Raw genomic sequence first — 18,363 nt, forward strand, 5'->3', positions numbered from 1 at the left:
ATGCAATGGTTGAAATGCATCTGCGCAAGCTGGTCGAACGCCTGTTGGCCACGGGGACCGACGTGGCAAGTGTTTGAGTGGAATCAAGAACGCGGCTAGGGTGGGGCCGGAACGTGGAACAGGGGTGAATATGTCGAGGATTCTGTTGGTTGAAGACAACGAGATGAACCGGGATATGCTGTCCCGGCGTCTCAAGAAACGTGGCTACGAGGTCATCATGGCCTTCGACGGCAAGCAGGGCGTCGAAATGGCCGGGGCTGAAATGCCCGACCTGATCCTGCTGGATATGAGCCTGCCGGTCATGGACGGCTGGGAAGCGGCGCGGCACCTGAAAGGCAATGAAGCAACCAGCGGGATTCCGATCATTGCCCTGACCGCCCACGCGATGACCGGCGACCGCGACAAGGCAATCGACGCCGGCTGTGACGACTATGACACCAAACCCGTCGATCTGGCCCGCCTGCTCGACAAGATCTCGTCCTTTCTGGGATCGTGACGATCTTGACGCGCGACGCCGAAGACACCGGAACCGAGCCCGCTGGCATTCGGATCGCCGATGCCACCGCCTTTGCCAGCGCCAAGGCAGGCCTTGCCGCGCGCCCCGATGCCTTGCACAAGGCCGACCTGTCCGAGGCCGATCTGGCCGGGGCTGACCTGTCCGAGGTCGACCTGACGCGGGCCGATTTCTTCAAGGCGGACCTGACACGCGCCAATTTGAAAAAGGCGCGGCTGGCACTGGCTGATCTGTCCATGTCCAAGATGCAGGGCACCGCGCTGTATAAGGCCGACCTGACCGGCGCGACCCTGCAAGAGGCCGATCTGCAAGGGGCTGATCTTTCGGCCTCGTCCTGCCGGGGCGGTGATTTTCGCGGCGCGAACCTGCGCGGGGCCAATCTGGCGGATGCCGACCTGAGAGGCTGTAATTTCTCGCATTGCGACATGTCGGGGGTGAACCTGACCGGGGCGAATGTCACCGGCGCGCATTTTCATTTCGCCCAGCTGACGGACGCCAATGTCACCCATATCAAATACGGGACCTTCAAGGATCTGGTCGGTTGCTATTACGGCGTGCGCGGGATCGACAGCACCTATGGCAACGCGCTGTTTGTCCGGGACGCTAGGGATCAGGATTATATCGACACGCTGTTCCGGTCGATCCAGACCATGCCCCCCGGCCCCGTCAAACGGCTGGAGCAACTGCTGTTCCGCGCCTGGGGCCTGATCGATCACGGCCGCAGCCTGATGAAGGTTTCGTTCTACGCCTTTCTCATCGCGATGAGCTATGGCCTGTTCTATTGCTTTGACATGGCCTTGGGCTGGGGCATCATGGATTATTCCAGCTCGGCGGAAACATGGTTCACGCCGTTCTATTATTCCGTGGTGACCTATACGACGCTGGGGTTTGGCGACGTCACGGCGAACAGCCTGTTTGGCGAAATGCTGGTCATCAGCGAAGTCGTGGTCGGGTATTTCACCCTTGGGCTGTTGCTGGCCATTCTCGCCAACACCATCGCCCGGCGAAGCTAGGCCGCCGCTGCCGCCGACCCTGGCCGCATCAACACCCGAAGGTCCTGATGCGGCCAATCGGTCGGTTTACTTCAGCACGCTTACGTCGCGCACCGCGCCTTTCGAGGCCGATGTGGTCATCGCCGCATAGGCCTTCAGCGCGCTGGAGACCTTGCGCTTGCGCGTCTCGGCGGGCACCCAGCCAGCCGCATCGCGGGCGGCGCGGCGTTGGGCCAGAACCTCGTCAGACACGGCAAGGTGGATGCGGCGGTTCGGGATGTCGATTTCGATCGTGTCGCCTTTTTCGACCAGACCGATGGTGCCACCCTCGGCCGCTTCGGGCGAGACGTGACCAATCGACAGACCCGAGGTGCCGCCCGAGAACCGGCCATCGGTCAGCAAAGCACAGGCTTTGCCCAGCCCTTTCGATTTCAGATAGCTGGTCGGATACAGCATCTCCTGCATCCCCGGCCCGCCGCGCGGGCCTTCATAGCGGATCACCACCACGTCGCCCTCTTTGACCTTGCCGGTCAGGATATCGCTGACGGCAGTATCCTGACTTTCGCAGACATGCGCGGTGCCGGTGAATTGCAGGATCGACGCATCGACGCCGGCGGTTTTCACGATACAGCCATCCTCGGCGATATTTCCGAACAGAACCGCAAGCCCGCCATCCTGACTGAACGCGTGCTCTTTCGAGCGGATCACGCCGTTCTGGCGGTCGGTGTCCAGATCCTTGTAGCGGTTCTCGGTGCTGAAGGCCTGCGTGGTGCGCACGCCGCCGGGGGCCGCCTTGAACAGGGTTTCGGCATCGGGGTTGTTGGCGATCTTGATGTCCCAACGGGCGATTGCCTCGCCCATGGTGCTGGAATGGACGGTGCTGCAATCGTCGTTCAGCAGACCGGCGCGGGACAGTTCGCCAAGGATCGAGAAGATACCACCGGCGCGATGCACGTCTTCCATATGCACGTTCTGAATGTTCGGCGCGACCTTGCACAGGCAGGGAACCTTGCGCGACAGGTGGTCGATGTCATCCATGGTAAAGTTGACTTCGCCCTCGTTGGCGATGGCCAGCAGGTGCAGAACCGTGTTGGTCGAACCGCCCATGGCGATGTCCAGACTCATGGCGTTCTGGAAGGCCTCGAACGTCGCGACTTCGCGCGGCAGCAGGCCTGTTTCCTCGTTCTCATAATAACGCTTGGTGATGTCGACGATGCGGCGCCCGGCCTCAAGGAACAGGCCCTTGCGGTCGGCATGGGTGGCCAGTGTCGAGCCATTTCCCGGCAGCGCCAGACCCAGCGCCTCGGCCAGACAGTTCATCGAGTTCGCGGTGAACATCCCCGAGCACGACCCGCAGGTCGGACAGGCGTTTTCTTCGATGTGCTGGACCTGCTCGTCGGTAAAGCTGTCGCTGGCGGCGGCAACCATCGCATCGACAAGGTCGATGGTCTTCATGTCCAGATCCTTGATGTCGATCTTGCCCGCTTCCATCGGGCCGCCGGACACAAAGATCGTCGGAATGTTCAGGCGCATGGCGGCCATCATCATGCCGGGGGTGATCTTGTCGCAGTTCGAGATACAGACCATCGCGTCGGCGCAATGGGCGTTGACCATATATTCGACGCTGTCGGCGATGATCTCGCGCGAGGGCAGCGAATACAGCATACCGTCATGGCCCATGGCGATGCCGTCATCAACGGCGATGGTGTTGAATTCCTTGGCCACGCCGCCGGCCTTTTCGACCTCGGCACCGACAAGCTGACCCAGATCCTTCAGGTGGACGTGGCCGGGAACGAATTGAGTAAAGCTGTTGACGATGGCGATGATCGGCTTGCCGAAATCGTCGTCTTTCATGCCAGTGGCGCGCCAAAGGCCACGGGCGCCGGCCATGTTGCGGCCATGGGTGCTGGTTCTGGAACGGTAATACGGCATCTTTTTCTCCCGGTGTCTGGAACGCGCGGATTTTATCCGACTGGAATTCTGGCGTGAAATATATTATTCGAAGCCTATTAGGTCGCTGAGGATATGAATGATGGACGTGCGCAAGCTGCGCCATTTCGTGGCCGTCGCGGAAACGCTGCATTTCGGGCGGGCGGCGGACCGGCTGGGGATGACCCAGCCGCCGCTGAGCCAATCCATTCAGGCGCTTGAGCGCAGCCTTGGCGCACCGCTGTTCGAGCGCACCCGCCGCAGCGTGGCCCTGACCCCGTTCGGGGCTGATTGGCTGGTCCATGTGCGACAGGCGCTGGCGGAAATCGACGCGCTGGCGGGCGTGGCCGACGCGATCCAGAAAGGCGTGGCCGGGCGGCTGGACCTGTCTTTCGTGTCGACCGCCGATTACAGCATTCTGCCGGCGCTGGTGCACCGCTTTCGCCAGCTTTACCCCAAGGTCGCGCTGTCGCTGACCGAGGCCACCACCGACACCCAATTGACCGCGCTGGCCGAAGGCCGGGTGCAGGCGGGCATCATCATTCCCGGGTCTGAGGCCGAATTGTCGGGCTTTGCCTATCGCACCTTGCTGCGCGAGCCGCTTATCGCCGCCGTGCCGGAACAATGGCTAACCGAGGGCCGTTTCCCCGAAGGCCAGCCTCTGACGCCCGAGGCGGTGATCTCATCTCCGCTGATCCTGTTTCCGCGCCGCGCCGCGCCGTCATTTCACGATCTGGTCACCGGCTATTACACCGCCTGCGGCGGCACCGCCCATGTCGTGCAACACGCGATCCAAATGCAGACGATCATCAGCCTTGTGTCGGCGGGCATGGGCATCGCGCTGGTTCCGGCGTCACTGCGCAATCTGGCGCGGGCCGGGGTAAGCTATCTGGATCTGGCCGGCGACGCGCCACTGCTGGAAACCGGCGTCGTCTGGCGCAAGGACGACACCGCGCCGACGCTGACCAATTTCCTTGCCATGGCCGAGGACGCCAGCCTTGTCGCCACGCATCCCATGGTGACAAGACCCGCGCGGCTTTGACCGGGCGGGTCCAGCACGCCCGTATTTTTCCCACTATCTTTCGCCCCGACTGGCGTATGCTGCGCCCAGAGGCCGCGACTTGCGCGTTTTCCGGCCTGTTCCGCGCCTGCTTTCGACCCGATCACGACCGCAAGAAATCCGAGATCATCTCGCCCTTTAAGGTATTTCCCATGTCATTTTCTCTGTATCAGGCCTCGGTGCCTGTCTATCGCAAGCTGCTGGTCGCGCAGGTCAACCTGATCGAAAAGGCGGTGGCGAATGCCGAGGCCCGGAACTTTGCCCCCGAAATTCTGTTCACGGCCCGCTTGCAGCCCGACATGTGGAGCTTTTCCGAGCAGGTGAAAGCGACGACAAATCATGCGTTCCGGGGCACGGCGCGGCTGGCCGGGCTAGAGCTTCCCGACATCCCCGAAGCCGTCGGAACCGAGGCCGAGATGAAATCGCGGATCGCGGCGACCGTCGCCTTTATTGAAAGCGTCGATCCGGGTGCGGTGAATGCGGGCTATGATCGCGTGATCACCTTCCCGATCGGGGCGGAAAGCCTGACCTTGACCGGGGTTCAGTATTTTCAGGGTTTCACACTGCCGAATATCTTTTTCCACCACACAACGGCGTTCAATATCCTTCGCCTCAACGGCGTTCCCACCTCGAAACTGGACGATTTCATCGGTGGTTTCTAGGCCAGCGGGCGCGGCGCAAACAGGGGGCGGGCCTAGCCCGCGATCTGTTCCGCGACCGCGATAGCATCCTCGCCCACGCCGACCAATAGCGCCGATTTGCGGGTCCGCAGAAAATGCAGCCCCACGAACCACAGGCCCTCAACCGTGTCGGATTTACCGTTGGTATGCCTGGCAAACCCGTCGTCGTCGAACGCGTCGTCCCACGGCAACCAGCTGCGATAATCCGGCCGGAAGCCGCCGGTGAACAGGACCGAACCGAATTCGGTCAGGTCGATTTCGGTCCGGGCGCTGCCGGTCAGATGGCAGGGCGCGGGATAGTCGATCTGAATGTCCTGAGCCTTGGCCGTGGGCGTGAAAAACGCCTGCAAATCGGCATAGCGGGCGTTCGAGAAATCATTGCATTCGTCAAGGTTATCCGCGAACCGCGCGGTGTCGCCCTCGGCGCCGGTAAAGCGGCCGACCAGTTCCACGCCCTGCGCCTGAATCAGGGCCAGATTGACGTCGTGGCCGCCGTGATGGCCGGACGCCAGAACATTCCCGGCAAGTCGGGCCGCCGGGGGAACATCGCTGAATTTCTGGTCGGCGAAACCGGATTCGACGACCCACCAGAACAGGTCCTTGCCGCCAAAGCTGCGCGGCGCCCACGCCACCCGCCCACAGGCAAGGGTCACCTTGCGCCCGGCCTCGTTCAGTTCCTCGGCGATCTGGCACCCCGATTGGCCGCTGCCGATGATCAGCACATCGCCGTCAGGCAGGCTTTCGGGGTTGTGGTAATCGTGCAGGGTCAGCGTCGCCAGCCCCTCTGGCAGGGTCTCGGCCCCTTTCGGCAGAAACGGCTTTTGAAAGGCGCCGGTCGACACGACAAGGTTCGCGCAGGAATAGTCGCCCTGATCGGTCTGGATGTGAAACCCATCCCCGTCTTTCGAGACCGAGGTGATCTGAACCCCGGTGCTGACCGGCGCGCCAAAGCTGTCGGCATAGGCTTCCAGATGGGCGACGACCTGATCACGAGGCATGTATCCGTCGGGATCGTCGCCGGCATAGGGAAACCCCGGAAGGCGCGTGGCCCAATTCGGCGTGACAAGACAGAAATTGTCCCAGCGGCGGCGCCAGGACTCGCCAATCTGGCCACGCTCCAGCACCACATGCGACACGCCGCGCTGGGTCAGTTCGTGGCTGACCGACAATCCGGCCTGCCCCGCACCGATTACAATCGTATCCATATTCGTCATTGTCCCGCCCCCACCTCACCCGATCCAAGCCTGACAGGACGCCAGAACGGCCCCGTTAGCAAGGAATGCTTTTCCGGCCGCTGGACGCTGAAGGCCCGAAATACAGACAAGGACAAAGGATGCCGCCGTGCATTGCACCGCCCGGCCCAATGCGTGTCGGGGTTGGTGTTTCCAAACGCAAGCGCCTGTCATCTATCCGCGACAAGGGAATCGATTGGTGTATATTGGCTTGGGGAATCTGCGGCAGATGTCATTGGTCATTATGCAACGTAACACTTGGGGCGACAGCACATTTGGGACACCGGTCCACTGTCGAGCATCTTGTCACCCCGGCCCCAATAGTATACAACAGCATACAGTAAGCCCGAACGCCGGTTCAGCAGCAATTCCTGCGACCCGCCGCTCGGGTTTTCTCTAACACAACACCGTAGGGATCGTCATGAGCTTGTACACAGACTACCTTAAAGAAATTGACGCTCGCAAAGAGCAAGGCTTGCACCCGAAGCCTATTGACGATGGTGCGCTTGTCGCCGAGCTCATCTCGCAGATCAAAGATCTTGGGAACGAGTATCGGGAAGATTCCCTTAACTTCTTTATCTACAATACCCTGCCCGGCACGACCAGCGCCGCAGGCGTGAAGGCCCAGTTCCTGAAAGAGATCATTCTGGGCGAAGCCGTCGTCGAGGAAATTACTCCGACCTTCGCTTTTGAACAGCTGTCGCACATGAAAGGCGGCCCGTCGGTTGACGTGCTGCTGGATCTGGCCCTTGGCGATGACGCCGCGATCGCCAGCCAAGCCGCCGACGTTCTGAAGACTCAGGTGTTCCTCTATGAGGCCAACACCGACCGACTCACCGCTGCCTACAAGGCTGGCAATGCAGTCGCCAAGGACATTCTGGAAAGCTACGCCAAGGCCGAGTTCTTTACCCAGCTTCCGGAAATCGAAGAAGAGATCAAAGTCGTCACCTTTATCGCCGCCGAAGGCGACATTTCGACCGACCTTCTGTCGCCGGGCAATCAGGCGCACTCGCGCGCTGACCGTGAACTGCACGGCAAGTGCATGATCACCCCCGAAGCCCAGGACGAAATTCGCGCCCTGCAAAAACTGCACCCCGACGCACGGGTCATGCTGATCGCCGAAAAAGGCACGATGGGCGTGGGCTCGTCGCGGATGTCGGGCGTCAACAACGTTGCACTGTGGACCGGCAAACAAGGCAGCCCCTATATTCCGTTCGTCAACATTGCCCCGATCGTGGCTGGCACCAACGGCATCTCGCCGATCTTCCTGACCACCGTTGGCGTGACCGGCGGCATCGGCATCGACCTGAAAAACTGGGTCAAGAAGCTGGACGCTGATGGCAACCCGGTTCTGGACGCCAATGGCGACCCGATGCTGGAGCAGGTCTATTCGGTCGAAACCGGCAAGGTTCTGACCATCAACACCAAGACCCAAAAACTGTATGATGCCGATGGCAACGAACTGGTCGATATCAAGTCGTCGCTGACCCCGCAAAAGGTCGAGTTCATCAAGGCCGGCGGGTCCTATGCGGTCGTGTTCGGCAAGAAGCTGCAGACGCTCGCCGCCGAGACGCTGGGTCAGGAACTGAAATCCGCCTATGCGCCGTCGAAAGAGGTCTCGATCGAAGGTCAGGGCCTGACCGCCGTTGAAAAGATTTTCAACCGCAACGCCCGTGGCGTGACGCCGGGCAAGGTTCTGCACGCTGGTTCGGACGTCCGCGTCAAGGTGAACGTTGTTGGCTCGCAGGACACCACCGGCCCGATGACCGCTCAGGAACTTGAGGCGATGGCGGCCACCGTGATCTCGCCGTCGGTCGATGCCGGTTACCAATCGGGCTGTCACACCGCGTCGGTTTGGGACCTGAAAGCTCAGGCCAACATCCCGCGCCTGATGGCCTTTATGAACAAGTTCGGCCTGATCACCGCGCGTGATCCCAAGGGCGAATATCACGCCATGACCGACGTCATCCACAAGGTGCTGAACGACATCACCGTGTCGGATTGGGACATCATCATCGGCGGCGACAGCCACACCCGCATGTCCAAAGGCGTTGCCTTCGGGGCCGACTCGGGCACCGTGGCGCTGGCGCTGGCCACTGGCGAAGCCACCATGCCGATCCCGGAATCGGTCAAGGTGACCTTCAAAGGCAAAATGGCCGACTGGATGGACTTCCGCGATGTGGTCCACGCCACGCAGGCGCAGATGCTGAAACAGCACGGTGACAACGTCTTCCAGGGCCGGATCATCGAAGTTCACATCGGCACCCTGCTGGCCGACCAAGCCTTTACCTTCACCGACTGGACCGCCGAGATGAAGGCCAAGGCCTCGATCTGTATCTCGAATGACGACACGCTGATCGGCTCGCTTGAGCTGTCCAAATCGCGCATCCAGATCATGATCGACAAGGGCATGGATAACGAAGCTCAGACCCTGCAAGGCCTGATCGACAAAGCCGACAAGCGCATCAACGAGATCAAGTCGGGTGAAAAACCCGCCCTGACCCCGGACGCAAACGCCAAATATTTCGCCGAGGTCGTCGTCGATCTGGACGAAATCGTCGAGCCGATGATCGCCGACCCGGACGTCAACAACGACGACGTCTCCAAGCGCTATACCCACGACACGATCCGCCCCGTTTCCTATTACGGCGGCAACAAGAAAGTGGATCTGGGTTTCGTCGGGTCGTGCATGGTGCACAAGGGCGATATGAAGATCGTGGCCCAGATGCTGAAGAACCTCGAAAAGTCGCAAGGCAAGGTCGAGTTCAAGGCACCGCTGGTGGTCGCAGCCCCGACCTATAACATCATCGACGAGCTGAAGGCCGAAGGCGACTGGGAAATCCTGGAACGCTATTCCGGCTTTGAATTCGACGACCTGATGCCCAAGGCCAAGGCCCGCACCGAATACGAGAACATCCTGTATCTCGAACGCCCGGGCTGTAACCTGTGCATGGGGAACCAGGAAAAAGCAGAAAAAGGCGACACCGTTCTGGCCACCTCGACCCGCCTGTTCCAGGGCCGCGTCGTGGAAGACTCGTCCGAGAAGAAGGGTGAATCGCTGCTGGCCTCGACCCCGGTCGTGGTTCTGTCGGCCATCCTGGGCCGCACGCCCAACCTGGAAGAATACAAGGCCGCTGTCGAAGGCATCGACCTGACCAAGTTCTCGCCGCCGAAGGAAATCCCGGCCACCACGCGCTCGGCCCACTTCTAAGAGCGGCAACAGCGCTGGCCCCTGACTGCGGACGGGGGCCACGGTTCAAACAGTCAAAGGGGCGTCACAGAAATCTGTGGCGCCCCTTTTTGTCGATCCGGCAATGTTCAAATTGGCAGCGATGTCCGTGCTGAATCGCCGTTCTCTCATGGCCGGAACGCGCTGCTCCCGGTCAGAAAATTCAGACCCCTTAAAGGTATGAATCAATTCCGCGCTGCACCCAGTCCGGCGGCGTGCGCTTTTCCAGCGTCTGCTTGTGAGCGAACACACAGATCATTTCCGAGCTGAATTTCGGCGCGCCCGCCTGAAAGGCGTCAACCTGAAAGCTGATCGACGTCACCCCTTGCCGCGAAACACTGACCCGTAGCAAAAGCTTTTCGCGCGGCGTGATCGGTCCGCTGAATTCCATCTTGAAACTGACGAACGGGGTGCCAAAACCCTGATCGACATTCATCTCGAACCAGCCGGGACCGTCCAGCGCGAACTTCCAGAATTCATCCAGCGCCTCAACCGCATAGTTCGTGATCTTGCCGGTGTAGGCGATGCCGGCCGGGTCACAATCGCCGAATGGGACGGTCCGCGTGATCTCGACCGTCTTTCCAACCCGTCTTACATCCATCTCGTTGGTTCCTCACATATTCGGATAGTTCGGGCCGTCACCGCCTTGGGGTGTTGTCCATGTGATGTTCTGGCTTGGGTCCTTGATATCGCAGGTTTTGCAATGCACGCAGTTCTGGAAGTTGATCTGGAACCGCGGGCCGTCCTCGCCCTCAAGCACCTCATAGACCCCGGCCGGGCAATAGCGTTGCGCCGGTTCGGCGTATTTCGGCAGGTTCACCTTGATCGGCACATCCGGGTCGCTCAGCCGCAGGTGGCAGGGCTGGCTTTCCTCGTGGTTGGTCATCGCAAAGCTGACGTTGGTCAGACGGTCAAAGCTCAGCGTGCCGTCCGGCTTGGGATAGTCGATCGGCTTGAACTTCGCCGCCTCGCCCGTCGCCGCCGCATCGGTCTTGCCATGCTTGAGCGTGCCCAAAAGCGACAGCCCCAGCAGGCTGTTCGTCCACATGTCGAACCCGCCCAGACCAAGGCTGGTCAGCAACCCGTATTTCGACCACAGCGGCTTGACGTTGCGCACCGGCCGCAGGTCCTTGCCGATCGGCCCCTTGCGCACCGCATCCTCATAGCCAGACAGATCATCGCCCGACCGCCCCGCCACAAGCGCCGCATGCGCAGCCTCGGCCGCCGCCTTGCCCGACAGCATGGCGTTATGGTTGCCCTTGATCCGCGGCACGTTCACCATCCCCGCCGAGCAGCCCAGCAAGGCACCGCCCGGAAAGGTCAGTTTCGGCAGCGACTGCCAGCCGCCCTCGGAAATCGCCCGGGCGCCGTAAGCCACCCGTTTGCCGCCCTTCAGCAGCGCGGCCACCATCGGGTGATGCTTGAACCGCTGGAATTCCATATACGGGTTCAGATACGGGTTCTCGTAGTTCAGGTGCACCACGAATCCGACATAAACCTGATTGTTTTCCAAATGGTAAATGAACGACCCACCGCCGGCATTCTTGCCCAGCGGCCAGCCCATCGTATGGGTCACCGTCCCAAGCTGGTGCTTGGCCGGGTCGATCTCCCAGATCTCTTTCATGCCCAGCCCGTATTTCTGCGGCGAATGCCCGGCCGACAGGTCGTATTTCGCGATCACCTCTTTCGACAGAGACCCGCGCACCCCCTCGCCCAGCAGCACGTATTTGCCATACAGCACCATCCCCGGCTCATAGCCCGGCCCCGGCGTGCCATCGGCATTCTTGCCGAACTCGCCGGCGATCACGCCTTTGACTTCGCCCGCATCGCCGTAAACCAGTTCGGAACAGGACATGCCGGGGAACACCTCGACGCCCATCTCCTCGGCCTGCTCGGCCATCCAGCGGCAAACATTGCCCATCGAGACGATGTAATTGCCGTGGTTGTTCATCAAGGGCGGCATCGGCCAGTTCGGCACACGGATCTTGCCCGCAGCCCCCAGCATATAGAAATTATCCGCCTGCACCGGCACGTTCAGCGGCGCGCCCCTGGCCTTCCAGTCCGGGATCAGCGCATCCAGACCGCAGGGGTCCAGAACCGCCCCCGACAGAATATGCGCCCCAACCTCGGACCCCTTCTCAAGCACAACAACATTCAGATCCGCATCCAGCTGCTTCAATCGGATCGCAGCACTCAGACCCGCAGGCCCAGCACCAACAATCACAACATCATATTCCATCGACTCGCGTTCAATCGCTGACATCATATCCCCTTTCGAACGGCTTATTTCGCCATTTTCGGTGTATTTGCGTTGCAACAGCGTTACCGCAGCGCAGCGACAAGCGTCAATTGAAAGCCGTCCTGAATTTCGTTAAGTCGCGGCAACACTGTCCTTCTGACGTTACAGGCACTTGCATTCCTTGCGTCCGTCGGGTCAGGTGAGGAAATCCTAACCGAATGGCGCGCCGCTCTGGTCGCGCCATTTGCTAATGTTCGATGAGTGCGATGGAAAAGATACCGATGACCCGCGCGGGTGCGACCGCGCTTGAGGCTGAACTGAAGAATTTGAAATCGGTGGAACGTCCCGCCGTGATCAAAGCCATTGCCGAAGCGCGCGAACATGGCGACCTTTCGGAAAATGCCGAATATCACGCCGCCCGTGAGAAACAGAGCTTTATCGAAGGCCGGATCAAAGAGGTCGAAGGCCTGTTGTCGCTGGCCGATGTCATCGATCCGGCGAAATTGTCGGGCTCGATCAAGTTCGGCGCGACGGTGAATCTGGTCGATGAGGATACCGACGAGGAAAAAACCTATCAAATCGTAGGCGAAGCCGAAGCTGACATCGAAAAGGGCTTGCTGAACATCCGCTCGCCGCTGGCCCGTGCCTTGATTGGCAAAGAGGAAGGTGACAGTGTTGAGGTTAAGACTCCCGGCGGAGAAAAGAGCTATGAGGTTCTGAGCATCCGCTACGTCTAAGGCGTGAGGCCGGGCCCGTTCCGACATGGCAGAGAAAAAGCAAGAAACGCCGATTGAGCTCGGCATTTATGGCCGCAAGGGCAAAAAGGACGGCTTTGCGCCGGCCGATTTGGTCGCCTTGGTGCTCAGCGTGATCTGGCTGTTCGCCTCGGTCGCGTTTTTCGGCTTTGCCAAGGGCGATGGCGGCGGTCTGCGGGTTGATCCGATCACCTTTTTGCTGACCTTTCTGGCGGTCGTCATGCCGGTCGCCCTGATCTGGGTCGGCACCTCGGCGGTGAAAAGCGCCAAGATCATGCGCGAGGAATCGGCCCGCCTGCAGGCGGCGATCGACGCGATGCGCCACACCTATATCCAGCAGCAGCAATCCGCGAATATGGGCGTGCGCCCGACGGTCGAGAAAAAGCTGGATGAAATCGCCGCCGCGCAAAAACAGGCCGAAACCGCGATTGCGACCTTTGCCAGCAGCCGCGTCCGCCCGGCGCCGCAGCCGACGCCAAGCCCGGCCAAGACCGGCGACAGCGATCAGCCGCTTCTGGCGCTGGGAACCCCGGCCGAGGAACTGGCGCCGCCCCTGCCCGCCGAAGATTTCATCCGCGCCCTGAATTTCCCGGAAACCGCCGAGGACAAGGATGGCTTTCGCGCCCTGCGCATGGCGTTGCAGGACCGGCTGGCGGCCAAGCTGGTGCGCTCGGCGCAGGATGTGCTGACCCTGCTTAGCCAGGATGGCATCTATATGGACGACCTGCGGCCCGACCGCGCCCGGCCCGAGGTCTGGCGCAAATTCGCCCAAGGCGAACGCGGTGCCACCGTTGCGGCGCTGGGGGGCGTGCGGGATCGGTCCTGTCTGGCGCTGACCGCAGGCCGGATGCGTCAGGACCCGATTTTCCGCGATGCCGCGCATCATTTCCTGCGCCAATTCGACCGCACCCTGACCGAATTCGAACCCAGCGCCAGCGATCAGGATCTGAACGATCTGGCCGAAACCCGCACCGCGCGGGCGTTCATGCTGTTAGGTCGGGTGTCGGGCACCTTCGACTAAGGCTTAGACCAGCCCGACCTGCGTCAGGATGAAATCCGCCACGGCAGCGGTGTCATCCAGATCGAACACCGGCACCTGCAAGCCCGGCAAGGGCACGTCGCTGGCCACGGCGCGCACAGTCTGTTCCTCGTGTGCGATCAACGGGTTTCCGGTTTCGGCGCGGTGGGCCTCGACCTTGGGATGCTGATCGCGCTTGTAGCCTTCGATCAACACCAGATCGACAGGGGCCAGCCGCGACAGCAGTTCGTCCAGCGTCGGCTCGGGCTCGTCCCGCATCTCATGCATCAGAACCCAGCGGCGACCGGTGGCCAGCAGAACCTCGCGGGCACCGGCCTCGCGGTGGCGAAAGCTGTCCTTGCCGGGACGATCCAGATCGAATTGATGATGGGCGTGTTTGATGGTCGAAACCGAAAAGCCGCGCCCGGTGATTTCGGTCACCAGACGTTCGACCAGCCCGGTTTTCCCTGCATTCTTGTATCCGACAACCCCATAAATCCGCATCACTTTACCCCTGTCAGCAAGGCCTGCGCCTGTGCCAGATCGTCCGGCGTGTTGATATTAAAGAACGGGTCCAGCCCCGGCGCCGGGAACTCGGCCCGCGCCATGCCCTGATCCTGCGCCCAGACCCGCACCCGGCGTGTGCCCGCCGCCAGAGCCGCCCTCAGATCGTCGCGCAGCGCCACAGGCCACAGCCCGAACACCGGGTGCAGGTTGCCATGACTGGCGGCCAATGCGATCGGTGTTCCGGCACTCTCGGCGGCCAGCAGCAACTGCGGCACCAGATCGCCGGGAAAGAACGGCGTATCGACGGCGACGGTCACGATATGATCGGCGCCCTGCGTTGCGGCAAACTCCAGCCCGGCCAAAATGCCCGCCAAAGGCCCGGCGGGATCATTGCCTGCGTCTTTCAGCACCGGCAGGCCAAAGCGTTCAAAACGTGCGGCATCCCCGGCGGCGCTGAGCGCGACGCGGGCCACTTGCGGTTCAAGCCGGTCCAGCACATGCGCCAGCAAAGGCCGCCCGGCCAAGGGCAACAGCGCCTTGTCGCGCCCGCCCATACGGCTGGCTTGTCCGCCGGCAAGGATTAATCCGATTGGCTGCATGGTCCGAACCTGTCGCTGCGTCACCTGCCACGATGTTTGCATCGCACAGTCTGCTGCCGTAATGGCGAAACTACGGGGTCTAGTCTAGGGGCGGGAAATGCCGGGAACCACCGCGAAATCCTACTTTTGGCGCGGCGTGCGCGACGGAGCACCATTTGTTCTGGTGGTCGGGCCGTTTGGCCTGTTGTTCGGCGTGGTCGGCACCGAGGCGGGCCTGAACATCGTCGAGGTCATGGGCTTTTCCATTCTGGTCATCGCCGGAGCCTCGCAATTCGCGGCGGTGCAACTGCTGTCCGACAATGCGCCGACCCTGATCGTGTTGGCGACGGCGCTGGCGGTGAACCTGCGGATGGCGATGTATTCGGCGGCTTTGGTGCCACATCTGGGCGCGGCGCCGCTGTGGAAGCGGGCCTTGATGGCCTATTTTCTGGTGGATCAGTCCTATGCGGTCGGCGCGGTCAAATTCGACACCGAGCCACAGATGACCCTCCAGCAAAAGGTGGCCTATTATTTCGGCATCGTCGCACCGATCTGTCCGAACTGGTATCTGCTGACGCTGGTCGGCGCGCTGGTCGGGAAAAGCATTCCGCCGTCATTCGCACTGGATTTCGCCATTCCGATCACCTTTCTGGCGCTGGTCGCCCCCGGCCTGCGCACCGTGGCGCATGTGGCAGCGGCGACAACGTCGGTCGCGGTGGCGCTGGCGCTGGCGTTCCTGCCCTATAACTCGGGCCTACTGATCGCGGCGCTGGCGGCAATGATCACCGGGGCTCAGGTCGAGCTGTGGACCAAGGGGCGGATGGCATGAGCGGCGATCTGGATACCGGCACGATCTGGCTGACGATCATCGCGCTGGGGATCGGCACCTTTGTGATCCGGTTCTCGTTTCTGGGGCTGATCGGCAACCGGCAACTGCCCGAGTGGGTGCTGCGGCACCTGCGCTATACGGCGGTGGCGGTTCTGCCGGGGCTGATTGCGCCGCTGGTCCTGTGGCCCGCCGCGACCGGAGGCCAGACCGACCCCGCGCGTCTGGCTGCGGCCTTTGTCACGTTGGCGGTCGGCGTCCTGACCCGCAAGGTGCTGTTGGCGATCCTCTGCGGGGCAGGCACATTGTATCTGATGCTGTTCCTGATCGCCTAGCCGCTGCCGATCAACACCCCGGCGGCAAAGACCAAAGCCCCGCCGGCAACCACCTGCAACGCGGCGCGCAGGAACGGCGTATCCATGTATTTCTTCTGAATCCATGCAATCGCCCACAGTTCCACGAACACCACGATCATGGCGATGGTCGTCGCGGTCCAGAAATGCGGGATCAGATAGGGCAGCGCATGCCCCAGCCCGCCCAGCGTGGTCATGACCCCCGCAGCGATCCCGCGTTTCAGCGGCGATCCCCGCCCCGAGATCGAACCGTCATCCGACGCCGCCTCGGTAAAGCCCATCGAAATCCCCGCCCCGACCGAGGCCGCAAGGCCCACAAGGAAGGTCGTCCAGGTGTTCTGCGTGGCAAAGGCGGTGGCGAAAATCGGCGCAAGGGTCGACACCGAACCATCCATCAACCCGGCCAGACCGGGCTGAACCCAGGTCAGCACGAATTGCCGATGCGCGGTGCGGGCCTCGATCTCGCGTTCTTCGACGCCCAGATGTTCCTGCACCAGATGATCGGCGGCATGGGTATGCCCGGCCTCGGCGGCGGCCAGATCGCCCAACAGCTTGCGGGTCTCGGCATCCTGCGTCCGGGCGGCAGCAGATTCATAGAACCGCTGCGCCGTGCGCTCCATCATCTCGGCCTCGTCGCGCATTTTTTCGATGCCAAGGTTCTGCACCAGCCATGCCGGACGCCGCGAATAAAACCCCGTGACGTGTTCGCGCCGGATCAGCGGGATCAGCTTGCCGAAACGTTTCTGGTGCAGCTCGATCAGCAGGCGGCGATGTTCGTCTTCTTCTTCGGCCATGCCGTCGAAAATCTTGGCCGAGTCGGGAAACTCGCCCCGCAGGTTCTCTGCATAGGTGCGATAGATGCGGGCATCGTCCTCTTCAGACGAAATCGCCAGCGCCACAACCTCCTGATCGGACAGATCGGAAAAGCGGCGCTTGGTGTTCATACCGGGAATCATGGCGGTCATTTCTTTCTGTAAGTGCGACAAACCTATTCCCTCACGGGGCAGCATCAAGATGTAATGCGGTCGCATGCTTGCCGAAACTGAACTGGGTAGTTTATAATTAACGGCAGGAGGCGATGGCATGACTGCATTGGCCGAGAAGATCCGCAAAGGACGCAAATTCGATCAGGTGCTTGAAGGCGCCCGCGATATTTTCATGCGCGACGGCTATGAGGGCGCCAGTGTCGATGACATAGCCCGCGCTGCCGGGGTGTCGAAGGCCACGCTTTACAGCTATTTCCCCGACAAGCGGCTGCTGTTTCTCGAAGTCACCCGCAGCGAATGCCTGATCCAGTCGCGCCGCGCGCTGGACCTGATCGACCCCAACGCCCCGGTTGAACACGCGCTTGAAACCGCGGCCCAGCATTTCCTTGGCTTCCTGCTGTCGAATTTCGGTCAAAGCGTCTATCGGCTTGCCGTCGCCGAAAGCGATCGCTTTCCCGAGCTGGGGCAGATGTTCTATGCCTCGGGCCCGCGCCATGTGCGCGAGCAGCTGGCGATCTATTTCCGCGACGCCGCAGAACGCGGCGCGCTTGAGATCGACGATTTCGAACTGGCCTCGGATCAGTTTGCCGAATTGTGCAAGGCCGACCTGTTTTCCAAGCTGGTTTTCGGCGTGCAAAGCAAATTCACCCAGACCGAGATCGACCGGGTCATTCAGGGCGCTGTTCGCATGTTCATGGCCTGCTACGGCCCGCGCGCCTAGTCCAGACGCCGCACTTCCAACTGGTTGCCGACCTGCCGGGTTTCGAACCTTTTCAATACCTTGACCAGATCGCTTAGCTTGCGCTTGCCGTAGCTGCGGGTGTCGAAGTCCGGGTTTTCGGCCGTGATATACTGGCCCAGCTGGCCCAGCGGATACCATTCGTCCTCTTGGTTGATCTTGTCCATCGCGCGCTGGATCAGCTCGATCGCATCCTGCGGCGGGCGCTTGCCGGATTTGACCTCGGGCGCGCCTTTTTGCGGGGTGGGGGCCGGTTCATCGACGATGTTTTCGATCAGGACAAAGCGGTTGCAGACATTGCGCAGGCTGACCGGGGTCTTGCCTTCGCCGATGCCGATCACCTCAAGCCCCTGCTCGCGAATGCGGCTGGCAAGGCGGGTGAAATCGCTGTCCGAGGACACCAGAACAAACCCGTCGAACCGACCGGTGTGCAGGATATCCATCGCGTCGATCACCAGCCCGATGTCGCTGGCATTCTTGCCTTTGGTGTTCGAGGTTTCCTGATAAGCGACAAGGCCCAGTTCGCGCACCTTGGACGACCAGTCGCCCAGATGCGGCGATTTCCAGTCACCGTAAACCCGGCGCAGCGCCGGTTCCCCGAACGAGGTGATCTCGTTCAGGATCGCTTCGGCATGTTTGGCCGGGATATTGTCGGCGTCGATGAGAACCGCCAAAAGCGGGACGTCAGGGCGGGGCATAGAGGTTTTACCTGTGGTGTGCGAAGGG

At 61.4% G+C, this 18,363-nt stretch carries 18 protein-coding genes; 10 read left to right on the forward strand and 8 right to left on the reverse strand.

What is annotated here, in order from left to right:
• The first annotated feature begins 130 nt into the window (after positions 1-130).
• Positions 131-496, forward strand: a complete 366-nt coding sequence (locus ABYW26_RS01270) for a response regulator (protein WP_372602872.1) — start codon at positions 131-133, stop codon at positions 494-496.
• The gene (locus ABYW26_RS01275) at positions 493-1,527 is read left to right on the forward strand and encodes a pentapeptide repeat-containing protein (RefSeq protein ID WP_372602873.1); all 1,035 of its coding nucleotides are present in this window, start codon (positions 493-495) and stop codon (positions 1,525-1,527) included. Before ABYW26_RS01270 ends, ABYW26_RS01275 begins: the two co-directional genes overlap by 4 nt.
• A 66-nt stretch (positions 1,528-1,593) precedes the next feature.
• Here ABYW26_RS01275 and ilvD read toward each other — a convergent pair whose 3' ends face one another.
• Positions 1,594-3,438, reverse strand: coding sequence for a dihydroxy-acid dehydratase (gene ilvD, locus ABYW26_RS01280; protein WP_372602874.1), 1,845 nt, complete (start codon positions 3,436-3,438; stop codon positions 1,594-1,596).
• Positions 3,439-3,535: 97 nt separating this feature from the next.
• Between ilvD and ABYW26_RS01285 the strand changes: the two genes are divergently transcribed.
• Positions 3,536-4,477 (forward strand): LysR substrate-binding domain-containing protein, encoded by a 942-nt coding sequence (locus ABYW26_RS01285; RefSeq protein WP_372602876.1) that lies wholly within the window; start codon positions 3,536-3,538, stop codon positions 4,475-4,477.
• Between the two features lie 56 nt (positions 4,478-4,533).
• Positions 4,534-5,157 carry a DUF1993 family protein gene (locus ABYW26_RS01290; protein ID WP_372602877.1) on the forward strand — a complete coding sequence of 208 codons (624 nt, stop codon included), beginning with the start codon at positions 4,534-4,536 and terminating at the stop codon, positions 5,155-5,157.
• Between the two features lie 32 nt (positions 5,158-5,189).
• On the opposite strand, the gene ABYW26_RS01295 is transcribed toward ABYW26_RS01290, so the two are convergent.
• Positions 5,190-6,380: an NAD(P)-binding domain-containing protein gene (locus tag ABYW26_RS01295; RefSeq protein WP_372602878.1), complete on the reverse strand. Its 1,191-nt coding sequence runs from the start codon at positions 6,378-6,380 to the stop codon at positions 5,190-5,192.
• A gap of 448 nt (positions 6,381-6,828) precedes the next feature.
• Here ABYW26_RS01295 and ABYW26_RS01300 point away from each other — a divergent pair, with 448 nt between their 5' ends.
• Positions 6,829-9,618 carry a bifunctional aconitate hydratase 2/2-methylisocitrate dehydratase gene (locus tag ABYW26_RS01300; RefSeq protein ID WP_372602879.1) on the forward strand — a complete coding sequence of 930 codons (2,790 nt, stop codon included), beginning with the start codon at positions 6,829-6,831 and terminating at the stop codon, positions 9,616-9,618.
• A 190-nt stretch (positions 9,619-9,808) separates the two neighbouring features.
• On the opposite strand, the gene ABYW26_RS01305 is transcribed toward ABYW26_RS01300, so the two are convergent.
• Together ABYW26_RS01305 and ABYW26_RS01310 are read right to left on the reverse strand one after the other, a co-directional pair.
• The gene (locus tag ABYW26_RS01305) at positions 9,809-10,237 is read right to left on the reverse strand and encodes an acyl-CoA thioesterase (RefSeq protein ID WP_372602880.1); all 429 of its coding nucleotides are present in this window, start codon (positions 10,235-10,237) and stop codon (positions 9,809-9,811) included.
• Between the two features lie 12 nt (positions 10,238-10,249).
• A complete protein-coding gene (locus ABYW26_RS01310; protein WP_372602881.1) occupies positions 10,250-11,899 on the reverse strand; it encodes an electron transfer flavoprotein-ubiquinone oxidoreductase in 1,650 nt (549 codons plus the stop codon).
• Between the two features lie 242 nt (positions 11,900-12,141).
• Between ABYW26_RS01310 and greA the strand changes: the two genes are divergently transcribed.
• A complete protein-coding gene (gene greA / locus ABYW26_RS01315; protein WP_372602883.1) occupies positions 12,142-12,612 on the forward strand; it encodes a transcription elongation factor GreA in 471 nt (156 codons plus the stop codon).
• Positions 12,613-12,637: 25 nt separating this feature from the next.
• Entirely contained in the window at positions 12,638-13,651 is a 1,014-nt protein-coding gene (locus tag ABYW26_RS01320; RefSeq protein ID WP_372602884.1) for a hypothetical protein, read from the forward strand.
• A gap of 3 nt (positions 13,652-13,654) precedes the next feature.
• Here ABYW26_RS01320 and mobB read toward each other — a convergent pair whose 3' ends face one another.
• On the reverse strand, positions 13,655-14,152 hold the full coding sequence (gene mobB / locus ABYW26_RS01325) for a molybdopterin-guanine dinucleotide biosynthesis protein B (RefSeq protein WP_372602885.1): 498 nt from the start codon (positions 14,150-14,152) through the stop codon (positions 13,655-13,657).
• Entirely contained in the window at positions 14,152-14,754 is a 603-nt protein-coding gene (mobA, locus tag ABYW26_RS01330; protein ID WP_372602886.1) for a molybdenum cofactor guanylyltransferase MobA, read from the reverse strand. The genes mobB and mobA overlap by 1 nt, the downstream gene beginning before the upstream one ends.
• 97 nt (positions 14,755-14,851) lie before the next feature.
• Here mobA and ABYW26_RS01335 point away from each other — a divergent pair, with 97 nt between their 5' ends.
• Positions 14,852-15,562 (forward strand): AzlC family ABC transporter permease, encoded by a 711-nt coding sequence (locus tag ABYW26_RS01335; protein ID WP_372602887.1) that lies wholly within the window; start codon positions 14,852-14,854, stop codon positions 15,560-15,562.
• A complete protein-coding gene (locus ABYW26_RS01340) occupies positions 15,559-15,894 on the forward strand; it encodes an AzlD domain-containing protein (RefSeq protein ID WP_372602888.1) in 336 nt (111 codons plus the stop codon). The genes ABYW26_RS01335 and ABYW26_RS01340 overlap by 4 nt, the downstream gene beginning before the upstream one ends.
• On the opposite strand, the gene mbfA is transcribed toward ABYW26_RS01340, so the two are convergent.
• A complete protein-coding gene (gene mbfA / locus ABYW26_RS01345) occupies positions 15,891-16,868 on the reverse strand; it encodes an iron exporter MbfA (protein WP_372602891.1) in 978 nt (325 codons plus the stop codon). The genes ABYW26_RS01340 and mbfA overlap by 4 nt on opposite strands.
• A 127-nt stretch (positions 16,869-16,995) precedes the next feature.
• Here mbfA and ABYW26_RS01350 point away from each other — a divergent pair, with 127 nt between their 5' ends.
• The gene (locus ABYW26_RS01350; protein ID WP_372602889.1) at positions 16,996-17,619 is read left to right on the forward strand and encodes a TetR/AcrR family transcriptional regulator; all 624 of its coding nucleotides are present in this window, start codon (positions 16,996-16,998) and stop codon (positions 17,617-17,619) included.
• On the opposite strand, the gene ABYW26_RS01355 is transcribed toward ABYW26_RS01350, so the two are convergent.
• Complete coding sequence (locus ABYW26_RS01355; protein WP_372602890.1) at positions 17,616-18,335, reverse strand: NYN domain-containing protein; 720 nt, start codon at positions 18,333-18,335, stop codon at positions 17,616-17,618. The two genes, ABYW26_RS01350 and ABYW26_RS01355, sit on opposite strands and share 4 nt — an antisense overlap.
• Positions 18,336-18,363: the final 28 nt, after the last annotated feature.

The sequence above is a fragment of the Actibacterium sp. genome (assembly GCF_041584535.1).
GTDB lineage: Bacteria > Pseudomonadota > Alphaproteobacteria > Rhodobacterales > Rhodobacteraceae > Actibacterium_D.